This window comes from Mesorhizobium sp. CNPSo 4684 (assembly GCF_057784315.1).
Genome location: NZ_JBWLUX010000008.1, coordinates 38,547 through 54,382 on the forward strand (window position 1 = coordinate 38,547; position 15,836 = coordinate 54,382).

The 15,836-nt window shown below is 63.6% G+C and carries 20 protein-coding genes and 1 pseudogene; 11 read left to right on the top strand and 10 right to left on the bottom strand.

Going from position 1 to position 15,836, the window contains the following annotated elements:
* Window positions 1-65: 65 nt before the first annotated feature.
* The 3 genes from AC04SG_RS08955 to AC04SG_RS08965 are packed head-to-tail and all read left to right on the top strand — an operon-like array spanning window position 66 to window position 3,281.
* Window positions 66-1,355: an efflux RND transporter periplasmic adaptor subunit gene (locus AC04SG_RS08955; protein WP_488550735.1), complete on the top strand. Its 1,290-nt coding sequence runs from the start codon at window positions 66-68 to the stop codon at window positions 1,353-1,355.
* Between the two features lie 4 nt (window positions 1,356-1,359).
* Entirely contained in the window at window positions 1,360-2,061 is a 702-nt protein-coding gene (locus AC04SG_RS08960; protein ID WP_192257979.1) for an ABC transporter ATP-binding protein, read from the top strand.
* 2 nt (window positions 2,062-2,063) lie between these two features.
* Window positions 2,064-3,281 carry an ABC transporter permease gene (locus tag AC04SG_RS08965; RefSeq protein ID WP_488550736.1) on the top strand — a complete coding sequence of 406 codons (1,218 nt, stop codon included), beginning with the start codon at window positions 2,064-2,066 and terminating at the stop codon, window positions 3,279-3,281.
* A 114-nt stretch (window positions 3,282-3,395) separates the two neighbouring features.
* On the opposite strand, the gene AC04SG_RS08970 is transcribed toward AC04SG_RS08965, so the two are convergent.
* Both AC04SG_RS08970 and AC04SG_RS08975 read right to left on the bottom strand, forming a co-directional pair.
* On the bottom strand, window positions 3,396-3,911 hold the full coding sequence (locus AC04SG_RS08970) for an SRPBCC domain-containing protein (protein WP_488550737.1): 516 nt from the start codon (window positions 3,909-3,911) through the stop codon (window positions 3,396-3,398).
* A complete protein-coding gene (locus tag AC04SG_RS08975; RefSeq protein ID WP_488550738.1) occupies window positions 3,889-4,254 on the bottom strand; it encodes an ArsR/SmtB family transcription factor in 366 nt (121 codons plus the stop codon). Before AC04SG_RS08975 ends, AC04SG_RS08970 begins: the two co-directional genes overlap by 23 nt.
* A gap of 170 nt (window positions 4,255-4,424) precedes the next feature.
* Between AC04SG_RS08975 and AC04SG_RS08980 the strand changes: the two genes are divergently transcribed.
* Window positions 4,425-4,667, top strand: coding sequence for a hypothetical protein (locus AC04SG_RS08980; RefSeq protein ID WP_352559246.1), 243 nt, complete (start codon window positions 4,425-4,427; stop codon window positions 4,665-4,667).
* Window positions 4,668-4,694: 27 nt separating this feature from the next.
* On the opposite strand, the gene AC04SG_RS08985 is transcribed toward AC04SG_RS08980, so the two are convergent.
* Window positions 4,695-5,171, bottom strand: coding sequence for an Lrp/AsnC family transcriptional regulator (locus AC04SG_RS08985; protein WP_126088576.1), 477 nt, complete (start codon window positions 5,169-5,171; stop codon window positions 4,695-4,697).
* 148 nt (window positions 5,172-5,319) lie between these two features.
* Here AC04SG_RS08985 and AC04SG_RS08990 point away from each other — a divergent pair, with 148 nt between their 5' ends.
* Window positions 5,320-6,423, top strand: a complete 1,104-nt coding sequence (locus AC04SG_RS08990; RefSeq protein ID WP_488550739.1) for a 1-aminocyclopropane-1-carboxylate deaminase — start codon at window positions 5,320-5,322, stop codon at window positions 6,421-6,423.
* A 4-nt stretch (window positions 6,424-6,427) separates the two neighbouring features.
* Here AC04SG_RS08990 and AC04SG_RS08995 read toward each other — a convergent pair whose 3' ends face one another.
* Complete coding sequence (locus AC04SG_RS08995) at window positions 6,428-7,153, bottom strand: hypothetical protein (protein WP_112565421.1); 726 nt, start codon at window positions 7,151-7,153, stop codon at window positions 6,428-6,430.
* Window positions 7,154-7,168: 15 nt separating this feature from the next.
* The gene (locus AC04SG_RS09000) at window positions 7,169-8,281 is read right to left on the bottom strand and encodes an endonuclease/exonuclease/phosphatase family protein (protein ID WP_488550740.1); all 1,113 of its coding nucleotides are present in this window, start codon (window positions 8,279-8,281) and stop codon (window positions 7,169-7,171) included.
* A 166-nt stretch (window positions 8,282-8,447) separates the two neighbouring features.
* Here AC04SG_RS09000 and AC04SG_RS09005 point away from each other — a divergent pair, with 166 nt between their 5' ends.
* A complete protein-coding gene (locus AC04SG_RS09005) occupies window positions 8,448-9,005 on the top strand; it encodes a BA14K family protein (RefSeq protein ID WP_488550741.1) in 558 nt (185 codons plus the stop codon).
* A gap of 169 nt (window positions 9,006-9,174) precedes the next feature.
* On the top strand, window positions 9,175-9,459 hold the full coding sequence (locus tag AC04SG_RS09010) for a PilZ domain-containing protein (RefSeq protein WP_488550742.1): 285 nt from the start codon (window positions 9,175-9,177) through the stop codon (window positions 9,457-9,459).
* Between the two features lie 83 nt (window positions 9,460-9,542).
* Here the strand turns inward: AC04SG_RS09010 and ilvC are convergent, their stop codons facing one another.
* A complete protein-coding gene (ilvC, locus tag AC04SG_RS09015) occupies window positions 9,543-10,562 on the bottom strand; it encodes a ketol-acid reductoisomerase (RefSeq protein WP_013531065.1) in 1,020 nt (339 codons plus the stop codon).
* A gap of 18 nt (window positions 10,563-10,580) precedes the next feature.
* A complete protein-coding gene (locus AC04SG_RS09020) occupies window positions 10,581-11,252 on the bottom strand; it encodes a TetR/AcrR family transcriptional regulator (protein ID WP_488550859.1) in 672 nt (223 codons plus the stop codon).
* Between the two features lie 155 nt (window positions 11,253-11,407).
* Here AC04SG_RS09020 and AC04SG_RS09025 point away from each other — a divergent pair, with 155 nt between their 5' ends.
* Window positions 11,408-11,839 (top strand): anthrone oxygenase family protein, encoded by a 432-nt coding sequence (locus AC04SG_RS09025; protein ID WP_488550860.1) that lies wholly within the window; start codon window positions 11,408-11,410, stop codon window positions 11,837-11,839.
* Between the two features lie 25 nt (window positions 11,840-11,864).
* Here the strand turns inward: AC04SG_RS09025 and AC04SG_RS09030 are convergent, their stop codons facing one another.
* Window positions 11,865-12,323 carry a MarR family winged helix-turn-helix transcriptional regulator gene (locus AC04SG_RS09030; protein ID WP_488550743.1) on the bottom strand — a complete coding sequence of 153 codons (459 nt, stop codon included), beginning with the start codon at window positions 12,321-12,323 and terminating at the stop codon, window positions 11,865-11,867.
* A 96-nt stretch (window positions 12,324-12,419) separates the two neighbouring features.
* Between AC04SG_RS09030 and AC04SG_RS09035 the strand changes: the two genes are divergently transcribed.
* Window positions 12,420-12,725 (top strand): Rieske (2Fe-2S) protein, encoded by a 306-nt coding sequence (locus AC04SG_RS09035; RefSeq protein WP_192257957.1) that lies wholly within the window; start codon window positions 12,420-12,422, stop codon window positions 12,723-12,725.
* A 1-nt stretch (window position 12,726) separates the two neighbouring features.
* Complete coding sequence (locus AC04SG_RS09040; protein WP_488550744.1) at window positions 12,727-13,467, top strand: glutathione S-transferase family protein; 741 nt, start codon at window positions 12,727-12,729, stop codon at window positions 13,465-13,467.
* On the opposite strand, the pseudogene AC04SG_RS09045 reads toward AC04SG_RS09040, so the two are convergent.
* Together AC04SG_RS09045 and AC04SG_RS09050 are read right to left on the bottom strand one after the other, a co-directional pair.
* Window positions 13,430-14,311 (bottom strand): annotated as a pseudogene (locus AC04SG_RS09045) (FAD-dependent oxidoreductase); the annotation flags it as partial. The gene AC04SG_RS09040 and the pseudogene AC04SG_RS09045 overlap by 38 nt on opposite strands.
* 75 nt (window positions 14,312-14,386) lie before the next feature.
* Complete coding sequence (locus AC04SG_RS09050) at window positions 14,387-14,794, bottom strand: winged helix-turn-helix transcriptional regulator (protein WP_488550745.1); 408 nt, start codon at window positions 14,792-14,794, stop codon at window positions 14,387-14,389.
* Between the two features lie 139 nt (window positions 14,795-14,933).
* Between AC04SG_RS09050 and AC04SG_RS09055 the strand changes: the two genes are divergently transcribed.
* Window positions 14,934-15,824: an SDR family oxidoreductase gene (locus tag AC04SG_RS09055; protein WP_488550746.1), complete on the top strand. Its 891-nt coding sequence runs from the start codon at window positions 14,934-14,936 to the stop codon at window positions 15,822-15,824.
* Window positions 15,825-15,836 lie beyond the last annotated feature (12 nt).

Genomic DNA, 15,836 nt, shown 5'->3' on the forward strand with positions numbered 1-15,836 from the left:
GATATTCGAACCAGTAAGCCTGATCTGTGCACCTATAGGGACATTACGCTTCATAGGGGTCCGGCGTGGACCAGCTTGTCAATCTGCCAAAGACGGAATCGGATTCCGCCATCGAGGCGGCGCTCGGACTTGACCGCAACGGCGTGCGCAAGAAGCGCCGCCGCGGCTGGCTTTACGCGCTGCTGGCGCTGATCGCCATTGCCGGTGGTCTCGTCGGCTACCAATGGTATGCCGGCTCTCCCGCCAAGATCGACTACACCACCACGCCGGCCACGATTGCCGATCTCACCGTCGCAGTGTCGGCAACCGGCACGCTGCAGCCCCTCACCCAGGTCGACATTTCGAGCGAACTGTCCGGCATCATACGCTCCGTCTCGGCCGAGGAGAACCAGCAGGTCAAGAAGGGCGACGTGCTGGCGACGCTCGACACGGTGAAACTCGAGGTCCAGATCGAACGCGCCGAGGCTTCGGCCAAGGCCGCCGCCGCCAATGTCGAGGACGCCACGGTCACGCTGGCCGAGAACGAGAAGGCGCTGGTGCGCGCCGCCGAACTGACCAAGCGCGGCATGGCGACCGACCAGTCGCTTGAGGCCGCAACCGCCACGCGCGACCGCTCCAAGGCGGCGCTCGACAGTGCGCAGGCCAATCTCGCCATCGCCCAGGCCGACCTAAAGGCGCAGCAGACCGACCTTGCCAAGAGCACGATCTACGCCCCGATCGACGGCATCGTGCTGACGCGCTCGGTCGACCCCGGCCAGACGGTCGCATCCTCGCTACAGGCGCCGGTGCTGTTCATCATCGCCGCCGACTTGCGCAACATGGAGCTGGTGGCGGCGGTCGACGAGGCCGATATCGGTGCGGTCAAGCCCGGCCAGCATGCGCGCTTCACCGTCGACGCCTTTCCGGAGCGGCCGTTCGATGCCGAGATCGGCGACATCTCCTACGCCTCGGTCACCACCGACGGCGTCGTCACCTACAATGCGCGGCTCGAGGTCAACAACGAAGAGTTGTTGCTGCGGCCCGGCATGACCGCCACCGTTTCGGTCGTCACCAAACAGGCCAAGGGCGTGCTCACCGTGCCGTCCACCGCCTTCCGCTACCGCCCGGCGCAGCAGGCCGCCCGCGCCTGGAGCCTCAGCGACCTGTTTACGGGCCGCATGGGCCGTCCGGGCGGCAATCGCCGCCAGCAGGTGGCGGCGCCCACCGACGGCTCACGCACACTCTATGTGCTGGAGAACGGCCGGCCGCATCCTGTCAACGTCAAGATCGGCTCCACCGACGGTGAACTGACCGAGATCACCTCCGGCCTCGACGAAGGCGCTCAGGTGATCACCGCCTCGCAGCTGCGGAGCTGACGCCGTGGCCGCGGCCCTCATCGGTTTCGACACGGTCTGGAAGAGTTACGGCCAGGGCGAAGCCAAGGTGCATGCACTGGCCGGCGTCGACCTCACGATCAAGCGCGGCGAATTCGTCGCCATCATGGGTCCGTCGGGTTCGGGCAAGTCGACGGCGATGAACATTATCGGCTGCCTCGACACGCCGACCGCCGGCACCTACTCCTTCATGGGCATCGATGCTGGCCGGCTCGACCGCAACCGCCGCGCGTTGCTGCGCAATCTCTACATCGGCTTCGTCTTCCAGGGCTACAATCTGCTACCGCGCACCACGGCGGCGGAAAATGTCGAGCTGCCGCTGATCTATCGCGGCGCGCCGGCCCGCGAGCGCCGCGAGCTTGCCATGCAGGCGCTGGCCGAGGTCGGGCTTGTCGGGCGCGAGCACCATACGCCAGCCGAGCTCTCCGGCGGCCAGCAGCAGCGTGTGGCGATCGCGCGCGCCATCGTCACAACGCCGACGCTGCTCGTCGCCGACGAGCCGACCGGCAATCTCGACACCGCCCGCACACACGAGATCATGGAGCTGTTGACGCGGCTGAACCGCGAGCTTGGCCTGACCATCGCCATGGTCACCCACGAGGCCGACGTCGCCGAATATGCCGAGCGCACCATCCGCTTCCTCGATGGCCACGTCGCTTCCGATTCCTCGAAACTGGAAGTGGCCTGACCATGATCTGGGAAACCGTCCGCCTGTCGCTGCGCTCCATCCGCCGCAATGTGCTGCGCTCGTTCCTGACGCTGCTCGGCATTGTCATCGGCGTTGCCGCCGTCATCGCCATGCTGACCATCGGCTCCGGCACCACGGCCAAGGTCAAGTCCGACATTGCCAAGCTCGGCTCGAACCTGCTCGTCGTCCGCTCTGGCCGCCCGGCAGGCACTGGCGGACCGGGAGGGCTCGACCAGGCGGTGCGGCCGCTGGCCGACAAGGATGTTGCCGCCCTCGTCGCGCATCTGACCGGGGCACGCGCCATTTCGCCGGCCTCGCAAAAACAGGTGCGCGTCATCTTCGGCACCGAGAGCCTGACGTCGGGCGTCACCGGCACCGACAGCGCCTATCTCGACGCCCGCGACTGGAAGCTCGTTTCGGGCCGGCCGTTCAGCGATTCCGAAACACGCTCGGGCACCGGCGTCTGCCTGATCGGCGAGACCGTGCGCCAGCAATTCTTCGGCGCCGGCGAGCCTGAAGGCGAGATCATCCGCGTCAACCGCACCTCGTGCAAGATCATCGGCCTGCTCGAACCCAAGGGCTATACCGGCTTCGGCCAGGACCAGGACAATGTCGTCTTGATGCCGCTTGCCGCCTACCAGCGCCGAATCGCCGGCAACCGCGACATCGACAACATCTATGTCGCCGCCGACGACCGCACGCCGACCACCGAATTGCAGCCGCGCGTCGAGGATATTCTGCGCGACACCCGCCGCATCACGCCCGACCGCGAAGACGATTTCTCGATCCGCGACATGACCCAGATCGCCGACGCCATGGCCAGCGCCACCACCACCATGACCGGCATGCTCGGCGCCGTGGCCGGCGTCAGCCTGCTTGTCGGCGGCATCGGCATCATGAATATCATGCTGGTCTCGGTCACCGAACGCACGCGCGAGATCGGCATCCGGCTCGCCATCGGCGCGCATGAAAAACATATCCTCATCCAGTTCCTGGTCGAGGCGACGGTGCTGTCGCTGCTCGGCGGCATTATCGGTATCCTGGTCGGTCTCGCATTGGCCGGCCTCGCCTCGGCGACGCTGGCCATACCGTTCGCGCCAAGCCCGGCGGTCATCCTGGTTGCCGTCGGGTTTTCGGCGCTGATCGGCATGGTGTTCGGCTTCTTCCCGGCGCTGCGCGGCGCCAGGCTCGACCCGATCGACGCGCTGCGGCACGAGTAAGACCAGGTCAGCTCCACCACTGCGATCTCCATCCGCAACCTTGGATGTTGCCGATTCCCACAATGCTGTCGCCGTCCGATCAGCGACCGGTCAACGCTGCTCCATGCGTGGACTTCATGACCCTCCCCCGCCCGCGCCCAGGGCGACGAGAAGTTCATCCAGTTGCTCGAACTGCTCGCCCATCGCATCCGCCGCCCCTGTCCCGGCAGCGTCGAGAGCTTCCTTCGAGGGATAGAGTTCGTACAGGACCAGCAGCGTCTTGCCACCCTTTTCCTCGAAGGTCACCGTGGTGACGGGTCCAACCTCACCACCTTCGTCATTGGTCCAGACGATGCGCGAGTGCGGTATCACTTCGACATACCTGCCGAAGAACTCGTCAGAGTTTGAGGCATCGTGGCCGAACGCCAGACGGTACGTGCCACCGGTACGAACATCCATCTCGCAGGAACGCAGGAACATGCCCATCGACTTCGGCGCCCACCACTGCTTGAACAGCTCGGGCTTGGTCCACGCCTCGAACACGATGCGCGCCGGGCCGTTGACGATTCGCGTAACGACCAGCTCTCGGTCGGACTTCCGTTCGACCGTCGTGCGGCTGTTCATGGGCTCAATCTCGCTTCTTTTGTCCATCGGCTTTCTCCTTCTGTTTCAATTCCTCGACAACCTTGTCCAACTCGTCGAAGCGTGCGTCCCAGACCTGTCGGTACCTCTCGATCCATGCCGCCTCTTCCTCCAGTCGGCGCAGGCCGAGCTTGCAGGTCCGCACGCGCCCGACCTTTTCCGTGGTGACGAGCCCCGCCTGCTCCAAGACGCCGACATGCTTCTTCATGCCCGTGAGGGTCATGTGGAACTTCTCGGCGAGCTCCGTGATCGAAGCATCGGAACGTCCGAGCTGCTCCAGAACGCCGCGTCGGGTGGTGTCCGAGAGCGCGGCGAACGAGGCATCGAGATGGGGGCGAAGATACTGAACCATATGGTTCAGTATCTAGCAGACGAATTGGCGGCATGCAAGGGGAGGCCGAGCGCGTGCTGCTTTGCCGGCCGCCCTCGCTCCCAAATCGACATTATTTCGATGCAGATTCGATCGACTCGGCGATCTCCTGGCCCTAAGGCAAGATATCTCTGGTCAGGGACGAACAACGCATGAGCAAGAAGGCACGACTGATCTTGGTGATGTTCATCATCGAGGCAGCCCTCGCCGGCCTCTGGTGGTACCTCGCCCGCTATGGCATGGCCAATCCGGATCGCGTTACCGCCGATTTCCAGCAGATCGTCGGCCAGACCATGGGAATGGCAATGGGCGCGTTGCTCGGCCTCGGCGTCATCCTGTTCTTTGTCGCCGCCCGCAACGACCGCAAGGCAGCGCAGAACAAGGGGCAAGGCTGACCCTCGCTCGCCGTTTGGTTGCCACCGTCAGAACGGCAGTCGCGCATTCTCCTTGACCTCCTTCATGACGAAGAAGGTCCTTGTTTGCCGAACGCCCGGCAACGCAATCAGCTTCTGCCCATGCAGCTTGTTGAAATCCGCCATGTCGCGGACCCTGATCTTCAGGAGATAGTCGAAGTCACCGGCGACGAGATTGCAATCCAGCACCTCCTTGAGCTTGAGCACGGCCTCCTCGAAGGCGGCGAAGCTTTCCGGTGTCGAACGGTCGAGCACGACGCCAACCATCACCAGTGCGCCAAGCGCTACGGCGGCGGGCGCGATCTCCGCCCTGACCCCGGTGATGTATCCCTCTTCGAACAGGCGTTGCGTACGCCTATGGCATGTGGCGGCGCTGACATTTACGCGCGCCGCCAGTTCCGCATTGGTCAGCCGTCCCTCGGACTGAAGGGCCCGCAGGATCTTGATGTCAATGCGGTCGAAGGTCGGGTCGGAAGATTCTTCCATATCTGCGGATCTAAATGGACGATTAGAACCAATCTTAGCGTATTTTCTTATGGAAGTGGAAAAATCTTGGAAAGCCTTCGAGAGCACATTTCGCCCCTGTTCGTTTATCCTCTGTCTATTGAAAAACGACTATGGCGGAGGCAAATCGATGTCACTTCTGGCAAAATTCGAACGCTATCCCCTAACCTTCGGCGCGACGCCGATCGAGCATCTGCCGCGGCTGAGCGCGGCGCTGGGCGGGACAGTACAGGTCTACGCCAAGCGCGACGATTGCAATTCCGGGCTCGCCATGGGCGGCAACAAATTGCGCAAGCTCGAATACATCGTTCCGGATGCCATAGCCTCGGGCGCCGACACGCTGGTATCAATCGGCGGCGTCCAGTCGAACCATACCCGCATGGTCGCCGCAACGGCCGCCAAGATCGGCATGAAGTGCGTGGTGATCCAGGAAAAATGGGTGCCGCACTATGACGCCGTCTACGACCGGGTCGGCAACATCCTGCTGACGCGACTGATGGGCGCCGACAGCCGGCTTGTCGATGACGGTTTCGACATCGGCATCCGCAAGAGCTGGGAGGACGCCATCCAGTCGGTGAAGGACGCCGGCGGCAAGCCCTATCCGATTCCGGCCGGCGCCTCGGTGCACAAATTCGGCGGGCTCGGCTATGTCGGCTTCGCCGAAGAGGTGGCGCGCCAGGAGGCCGAGCTCGGCTTCACCTTCGACTACATCATCGTGTGCGTGGTGACCGGGTCGACGCAGGCCGGCATGATCGTCGGCTTCGCCGCGCAAGGTCGCGCCGACCGGGTGATCGGCATCGACGCCTCCGGAACGCTCGACCAGACCCGCGCGCAGGTCCGCCGCATCGTCGATGACACCGCTGCCCTCGTCGGGCTCGGCCGCACGGTCCGCGACGACGAAATCATCATCAACCCCGACTATGCCTATCCGGCCTACGGTGTTCCCTCCGATGAGACCAACGACGCGATCCGGCTGGCGGCCCGCACCGAGGCGATGATCACCGATCCGGTCTATGAGGGAAAGTCGATGCAGGGCCTGATCGACTTGACTCGCAAAGGCTTCTTTCCCGAGGGGTCAAAAATTCTCTACGCCCATCTCGGCGGCGCGCCGGCGATCAACGGTTACAGCTATTACTACAAGGACGACGGCGCCCCGACCCGGCCGCTGAAGGCAGCGAGTTTCGAACCTCGGGAAGTCACTGCGCCGGAGACGCTGCCGCCGCTCTTTCCCTGACAGATCAGGGGTCCTCGCCGCTGCGGGCAAAATGCCACTCGACCAGCGGCTTCATATGCGGCGCCAGTCCCTCCGGCAGGTCGGTGGCATGGCGGATGATCACCGGTCCCTCAATCTCCGGCTCGGCCTCGGTGGCGACGAAGGCGCTGATGCGCCGCGCAATCTCGTCCGCCGGCTCCTCGACGTGGTAGCGGCGGAAGAGAACCGTGCCGGTCGAAGTCGACAGCGCGTGGTAGCGCCTGCCGCGCGCAGCGCCCGTCAGGTCAAGCCCGGTTTCCTCGCGCACCTCGCGGATCATGTTGAAATCGACATCGACGCGGCCGTCGCGAAAATCGATCGGCTCGAACGAGCCGGCGGCGAAATAGACGCGACCGGCCATGACCGTGTGCGAGCCCATCCGGATCGCCACCAGCGCATTGTCGCCGGCGACCAGCATGGCATGGCCATAGGCGTGCTCGGCGCCGGTCCCTTGCCGGTTCTTGCGCCACAGCATGAAGGTCGAGTACTTCACTGCGTGGCAGCGCCCGGCGAGACGGTTGTCGCGCCAGGCGAGTGCTGACAAAAGCACCACGGTGCCGTCGAACAGCGCGGGTTTGGCTTCGGTCTCAAGCCGCCAGTTCTCAGTGATGGCCTGCGCGTTGTCGCGCTCGAACGGATGCTGGCCGGGGTCGAGCCGAACGTCGATCTCATCGACCGGCAGGATGACATTGCGCGGTAGGTCGAAACTCACGCTCAGGCCCCCCACTCAGGCCATGTCCAAAGTGATCGCCACCGGACAATGGTCCGAGGCCTTCGGCCGGTCCCAGCCGGCGCGCGGAAAACGCTCCACCGCCTGACCGGCCGGAAATATGGTGCGCCAGGGCTGGCCGTTGCGGATGATGTCGGGAACGGCCGTCGCATTCTTCGCCGCCAGCCCCTTGGACAGCAGGATGTAGTCGAGCTGGCACAGATGCCGCTCCTGCGGCCCGCGCGTGTGGTAGAAACTCCAGCGGTCCATCTCCGGACGGCGCTCGACGACATTCTCGCAAAAGCCGCCGGCGGTCAGCACATTGAGGCAGGACTGGCTCTCGTCTATCACCTGGAAGCGGTAGCCATCGAAGGCGTCGCCCTCGATCTTCACCCGCTGCCGGTAGTCGTTCATGTCGCCGCAGATCGCCCAGCGCTTGTCGGCGGCATGGTCCTTGCTGAAGCGCTCCTCGATGATGCGGCGCACTGCCTGCGCCTCGGCGACGCGCAGAGGCATCGTCGCTTCGCGCCCGTCGAGCCCATTGCGTGGCGAGCCCATCGATTTGAAATGCACGAGATAGAGCGTCAACGGCACGCCGCCGACCTTGATGTCGACCTCCAGGCAATCACGCCGGAAGATGCGCTCATTGGCCTGATGCCCGAGCTCGGCCAGCTCCGGCGTGAACAGGCCGAACTGCTCGAAGGTGGCATAGGCATGGCTGGTCATGCGCACGAATTCGATCGGCTGTCCCTGCGCGGTCTCGTTACGCATCATCACGGCAACGTCGATGCCGCGCGAATCATTGCCGGCCGTGGTGTATTTCTGCCGGTAGCCCTCACCCACCATCTTGAAGAGATAGCCGTATTCGAAGGCCTTCAGCGCCTCGATATTGTCGACCTCCTGCATGCAGATGATGTCCGCGCGCGTGGCAGCGATGGCGAGCGCCGTCAGCTGGCGCGTGTCGTCGGACTGTGCAATCGCACGCGCCTGCTCCAGCATCTTGTATTCGGCCTCGCTTTGGATGTCGAAAAGCGCCAGCGTACGGTCTTCGTTGAGCTGATTGCGGTAGCCGGAGAAATCGAACCTGTTCATCAGGTTTTCGACATTGAAGGTGGCGAGGCGCAGCGACATGGCCGTGACCTTTGCCCGCAAGCAGCCCCGAAAACAAGAGGCCGGCCCTTGCTCGGCGAGGTTGAGGGAACCTTTCCGTTCATCCTCCGTTCAGATGCAAAGGTCCATCAATAGGCCACTTCCTGGGGTCTTCCGGGCGTGGGGCCTGTATCTCTTGGAGAGTGCAATGAACTCGCTCTTTTCTTCCACCGCCAAATCCGGGCTGATAGCGCTCGGTCTCGTCTCGGGTGTTACGGCGCCGTCCGCCGCCGGCCCGATCCTGCAGCCAAACCTCTCAATTCCGTCAAGCACCGCAGCCCCGACGATCACGCCGGTTCGCGACGACTGGGCGGGCGGCAATGACCGCCGCTCCTTCAACGATTGGCAGTGGCGTCGCCACGACGGCCGTCGCTTTTCCCGCAACTGGAATGGCGGAAACTGGAATGGCGACGACAACTGGCGCTGGCGTCATCATCGCCACCGTCACAGCCGCGATTTCGATACCGGCGCCGCCGCAGTTCTCGGCCTCGGCCTGGGTCTCGGTCTCGGCAGCATCTACAACAACGGCTATTATAACAACGGCTACTACGTGCAGCCGGCGCCCCGCCGCTACTATCGCACGCAGCGTCTTTCCAGCGCCCATGTCCAGTGGTGCTACGACCGCTACCGGTCTTACCGGGCCTGGGATAACACGTTCCAGCCCTACAATGGCCCGCGCCAGCAATGCTGGTCGCCCTATAGCTGAACTATAAGCGACAATGCACGACGGCGCCGCCTATCGCGGCGCCGTTTCCATTTGGGAGAGACGGCTGGATAAGATCGCCGCTAACCATATGTTTATCGGCTCGGACTATCCATGATACGCTGCCCCCATCTGACGATCGCGTCGATCCGATCGCGAAGGACGTGCCGTCATGGCCGACGACGAATTGAGAAACAAACACCGGCAGCGCGTGCTGAAAGGCGCGACGATCCTGCTCGGCCTCACCAATTCCGAGGTCAAGTGCACGGTGCGCAACATGCATGCCGGCGGCGCCGAGCTGAAAGTGCCGATCGACGCGCGCGTGCCGGACGAATTCCTGCTCTATGTGCCGATCGACGGCATCGGCTACAAGGCCGTCGTGCGCTGGCGCCGCGACGACCGCATCGGCGTCGAGTTCACCGGCACCGAGCCGAAGCCGCACTGGCACTACGGCTGAGCTCTGTAGCAGCTGATCGAAAGCCAGCATGAAAAAGCCGGCGGATCGCTCCGCCGGCTTCGTCGCAGTCCTAAAATTGCGGATTAGTTCTTCGCCTTGTCGACCAGCTTGTTCTTCGAGATCCACGGCATCATGGCGCGCAGCTTGGCGCCGACTTCCTCGATCTGATGGCTGTCATTGTTGCGGCGGATGCCCTTGAAGCGCGACATGCCGGCGCGGTATTCCTGCATCCATTCCGAGGTGAACTTGCCCGTCTGGATGTCCTTCAGCACGCGCTTCATCTCGGCCTTGGTCTCGGCGGTGATGATGCGCGGACCCGAAACATATTCACCCCATTCGGCGGTGTTCGAGATCGAGTAGTTCATGTTGGCGATACCGCCTTCATAGATCAGGTCGACGATCAGCTTGACCTCGTGCAGACACTCGAAATAGGCCATTTCCGGCGCGTAGCCGGCTTCCACCAGCGTTTCGAAACCGGCGCGGATCAGTTCGACCAGGCCGCCGCACAGAACCACCTGCTCGCCGAACAGATCGGTCTCGCATTCCTCGCGGAAATTGGTCTCGATGATGCCCGAACGGCCGCCGCCGACGCCGCAGGCGTAGGACAGAGCGAGATCGAGCGCATTGCCCGACGCGTCCTGGTTGACGGCGACCAGGCACGGCACGCCGCCGCCCTTCTGGTACTCGCCGCGCACCGTGTGGCCGGGGCCCTTCGGCGCGATCATGACGACGTCGACGGTCGACTTCGGCTCGATCAGGCCGAAATGCACGTTGAGGCCGTGCGCGAAGGCGATCGCCGCACCATCGCGGATGTTCGGGGCGATCTCGTTCTTGTAGATGTCGGCCTGCAATTCGTCGGGCGTCGCCATCATCATCAGATCGGCCCATTTGGCGGCATCCGCAACGCTCATCACCTTGAGCCCGTCGGCCTCGACCTTCTTGGCGGTCGCCGAGCCGGCCTTGAGGCCGATGGCGATCTCCTTGGCGCCGGAATCCTTGAGGTTGAGCGCATGCGCCCGGCCCTGGCTGCCATAGCCGATGATGGCGACTTTCTTGCCCTTGATCAGGTTGAGATCGGCGTCGCGATCGTAATAGACACGCATTTTGGTCTTCCTTCCCTTTTATAGATCAGTGGCCCTACGGCCGGTTTTTGCTCCGAAAAGAGCGAGAAACTGTTGCGTTGCCCGGACGGCATCGCCGCCGATCGCCGCTTCAGTCAATTCCAGCCGGTCGCCGAGCAGGAGGCGGATCTGCACGTCGCGGGCGACCAGCCCGAAAAAGCTGCGGAATGCCGTTTCGGCATCCGTAAAATCGAGCAGCCCGGCCTGCTTGCCGGCCAGCAGCACCGGCTTCAGCCGCCTGGCCAGCGCAAAGCGGCCATTCTCCAGCACGATGGCGCCGAGATCGTCCTTGCCCGGCTTACGCTTGAATGACCCGGCATGGCCGACCGCCACACGGTTCAAGGCAATCGACGTGTCGCTCGAAATTACCTTCAGCCAGTCCGCGGCAAAGCCTTCAAGGCTTGCCGTCAGCGAGGCAAGATCGAGTCTCTCGCCGTCGACCGGCACCACACGCACCTTCGAGGCCTGCCACTGCACCGTAGCCGTCAGCAGCCCGTCGCGGTCGCCGAACCATTTGTAGAGCGTTTCCTTGGAACAGCTGGCGCGGCGCGCAACCGCGGTCATCGTCAGATTGTCGCCCTCCTCGACCAGCAGGCGCAAGGCCGCGTCCAGAACGGCCTTCTGCCGCTCCGTCAAGGTCTCGCTGGTGTCGATGTCGGCGCTTGCCTGCAACACGGTCGTTCCTCGGCGGCAGGCGAGCCAGCAAGAGCGGCAAGCCGTACCGTACGTTACGGTTCGCCGTTCTATGCCGTATTGCACTCAGCCTTGCAAGCCCTATTTCTGTCTCAACGGTTCGTCGCTGGACCGTTTGCTGTGGGAAGAAGATGCTGGTCGGATTGCTCGCCTTGACGGTAGCCGCCGTGTTCTCCGGCGCCGCCATCTATGTCAGCGTCGCCGAGCAGCCGGCGCGGCTTGGCCTCGATGACAAGGCGCTGCTCAAGGAATGGCAGCCTTCTTACAAGCGCGGCGCGGCCATGCAGGCCTCGATTGCCATTGTCGCCTGCGTCCTCGGCCTGATCGCATGGTGGCAGACCGGTGGCTTCGCCTTTCTGCTCGGCGCAATTCTGATCATCCTGCCCTGGCCGTGGACGCTGATGGTGATGTTGCCGACCAACAAGCTTCTGGAAGCGATGGACGCGAGCGCCGACAATCCGCAAGCCAGAGCCCTGATCGTCAAGTGGGGCACCCTGCACCTGGCGCGCGCCGGACTGGGCGTGCTGGCGACACTGGCCTTTCTCTGGGGCAGCCATCTGGCCTGACATCGGCCGGATCTTATCGGACGGATCAATCCGCAACCGGCGGATGACGCAGCCGCCCAAGCAACGCCGACACCGTGCTCAGCTCGTCCGCCGAAAGCTTTTCGCCGACCAGTTCGGCGATCGAGCGTCCATAGACCGCCCACGTCCGCCGGCGCGTCTCGCGCCCTTTGGCAGTGATGCGGATGGTCTGACCGCGGCCGTCATCGGCGACCTTCAGCTTCTCGACCAGCCCGTCGGCTTCGAGCCGCGCAAGCAGCCGCGAGATGTTGTACTGCGCAAACAGGGTGCGCTCGGTCAGTTGGAACGGCCGCAGCCCGCCCTCGCCCGCCTCGGCAAGCTCATGCAGCACGTCGTACCAGTCGAGTGGCGGCAAGCCGCTGTCCTTCAAAGCCTCTTCGGCCTGTTCGATCAACTGGCGCGAAACGCGCATCAGGCGCGCCCAGGCCTTGATGGCTTCCGGCGAAGGCATGGCTTTCTCGGTCATGGCCTCATCCTAAGCGATAGATGCAATTGCATCAAGCTTGACGATTAATGCATCTGCATCTATATTCATGCAACTGCATCAACCACCGAGGAATCCATGAGACACGAAATCTGCAAAGTCGCCGACGTCCCGCAGACGGGCAGCCTGATCGCGCCGTTCTTCGGCCGCGAGGTCCATGTCTGGCGCAGCGGTGACCGCATCCGCGCCGCCGCCAATGTCTGTCTGCATTTCGGCGGGCCGCTCGACTGCAAGGACGGCAAACTCGTCTGCCAATGGCACGGTGCCGCCTTCGACATGACATCAGGCGACCGGCTCGAAGGCCCGGCGCCAAAAGCATCCCGCCTGATGTTCCTGTCGACGCGCGTCGAGGACGGCGCGTTGAACTATGTCTGGGGGGAGTGACATGCCAGAGAAGAATGAAATGACTGGCAAGCTCACTCTCGTCAGCCATCATCTGTGCCCCTATGTCCAGCGCGCCGCGATCTCGCTGACCGAGAAGCGCGTGCCGTTCGAGCGCGTCACCATCGACCTCGCCGACAAGCCGGACTGGTTCAAGGCGATCTCGCCTTTGGGCAAGGTGCCGCTGCTGATCGTCCAGGCAAATGGCAAGGAGACAGTGATCTTCGAATCCGCCGTCATCCTCGAATTCCTGGAGGAGACGCAAGGCAATCCCCTCCACCCAGCCGACGCTTACGCCCGCGCCCGGCATCGTGCCTGGATCGAGTTCGGTTCGGCGACGCTGAACGCCATCGGCCGCTTCTACTCGGCGTCGACAGAGGCGGGTTTTCTCGCCGAAGCCGGCGCGCTGTCGGCCATGTTCGACCGCATCGAGAGCGAGCTGGCCGACCAGGCGGGACCATGGTTCGCCGGCGAGCGCTTCTGCCTCGTCGATGCCGTTTACGGCCCGGTCTTCCGCTATCTCGACACCTTCGATCGGATCGGCGATTTCGGCATGCTGGACGGCAAGCCTCTGGTCCAGGCCTGGCGCAAGGCATTGAGCGAACGCGCCTCGGTCAAGGGCGCGGTGGCGCCGGACTATCCGCAACGCCTGCGTCAATTCCTGCGGGCGAGAAATTCGTTTCTCTCGACCCTGATCCAGCCGGATGATCTCGCCAGTGCACCTCCTTTAGCCCGATCCGCCTGAACGGATCGATCACCGTGCCGGCCACCATCGAGGCAAGCACGCCTGGCACTGGCGGGATTTTCGCGATGGTCGCCACCAGCCTGTCGCGGAAGAAGGGCAGCATGGTGCCGTCCGACTGGTAGAACTGCCTCCACACTGTCCGCTTGTGCCAAGGCATGGCTGAGCGCTGCCGCATCGAGCAGCGCCATGTTCGCGCCCTGCCCGAGCTGCGGGCTGGTCGAATGCGCGGCGTCGCCGATCACTGCCAGACGCCGTCCCGCCGGCAGCCTCATCGTGTGATGGCCGTAGCGTGCCAGCGACAGCTGGTCGAACCTGTCGATCTGGCTGGTGAACGCTTCGCACGCCGGCCATAGCGAGATCAGCCTCGCCTTCCAGGCGTCGAGGCCCGCAGCTCGGACCTGTTCGACATCCGCCGGCTTCAGGCTCCAGAAGAACGCCGCCATTTTTTCGGCACTCGGCTGCGGCCTGCCGATCGGCAGCACGCCGATCATCACGCTCGCCTTGTCGTAGCGCTGCAGCAGCGCATTTTCGTCGAACCCTTTGCCAGCCGAGCGATGCCCAGAACGCGCCATAGGCAAGCGGCCGCGGCTCGGCCGGATCGTTGAGGCTCTGGCGCAGTTTCGAGCGCGAGCCGCTGGCGTCGACGACGAGGTCGAACGGCCCTCCCCTTCGGCCCTTATCGAAGACCAGGTGCGCCCGCTCGCCGACCACCAGCGTCTCGATCTCGACGCCGGTCGAAACGTTCGAAGATGGTGACGTTATGCCCGGCGCGCTTGAGATAGAGCGCCGTGGCCAGCCCTGCCGGGCCGGCGCCGGCAATCGCGATGTCGAGAGATTTTTCCATTGCCCGCCCAACCAATGGCCGGACAATCCTTCAGCGACCCTGCCAAATCAAGCCATTGCGGCATGCGCCAAAAAATCAACCACCGGCGTCGAAGGCAGCACGTGCCTCGCGCACCGCACCATGGTTGATTTCGGCCCACAGGATCAATTGATGCAAAGCGCCGAACATTGAGCGTCCGAGGTCGGTCAGGCTGTATTCGACGCTTGGCGGCTTGGTCGGGAACACTTCGCGATGAACAAAGCCGTCGCGCTGCAGATCGTGGAGCGTCTGAGTGAGCATGCGCTGCGAGATGTCGGGCACCAAGCGCCGCAACTCGCCGAAACGATAAGGCTGCTCGGCGAGCGCCGCCATCAGCAGCGAACTCCATTTGCCGTTCACCCCCTGCATCACGTCGCGAACCGGGCAATCGGCAATGTTTGCGCCATTGCTGGTGGCTTTGAATATATTGAGCTTGGTTTTCAGATTGACGATCTTGCTGTCCACGGCTGCTGGTTCCCTGGCGGTGCCTACCTCCCTGAAAACTGCCTTCTTTACGGCGACGGGTCAATTCCTATTTTAGTGCTGGTCTCTTTTTGAGACCACAAGAGCACCCGCCACATTGGCGCAAAATCAGGATCTCCCGATGACCGAAACCCTTCTCGTCACCGGCGCCTCCGGCCAGCTTGGCCGCAGCGTCATCAACCACCTGCTGAACACCTTAAAGATTCCCGCTAGCCGCATCATCGCCACCACCCGTACACCCGCCAACCTTGCCGACCTTGCGGCGTGGGGCGTCCTCGTCCGGGCCGCCGACTTCAACGATCCGCAATCGCTTGGCAAGGCCTTCGCCGGGGCCGACCGGGCGCTTGTCATCTCGACCAATGAACTTGAGATACAGGGAAAGCGGCGCGAGCAGCAGCTGGCGGCGGTGACGGCGGCCAAACAGGCTGGCGTCGGCCATCTGTTGTACACCTCGATGCCCAACCCAGAACCTGGTTCGCCGGTTGTTTTCGCGCCCGACCACTACGACACCGAACAGGCGATCAAGGCGAGCGGCATTCCGTACACGATCTTCCGCAACGGCTGGTATAACGAGAACCTGTTCATGGCGTTGCCGCAGGTTCTGGCATCGGGTCAATGGTACACCTCCGCCGGCGACGGCGCCATTTCCTACGGCACGCGTGACGATTTCGCGGCGGCGATCGCCGCGGGGCTCGCCTCGGACAGCAGCGAAAGCGCGACCTACACGCTGACCGGCCCCAGTGCGTACACGGCTGCCGAGGTGGCGGCGTTGGTCACCGAAGTCACCAACAAGCCGATCCAGGTCATCCAGCTTTCCGACGAAGCCCTGACCGAGGGAATGAAGTCAGCCGGCCTGCCTGAACCCTTCGCCAAGGTCCTGGTGTCGTTCGACGCAGCCGCCCGCGCTGGCGATCTCGGCATAGTGACCGACGCCGTCGAAAAACTCTCCGGCCGCAAATCGGTGCCGCTGAAGCAGTTTCTGGAGACGAACAAGACCGCGCTGGCCGGCTAAAGCGACAGCTGA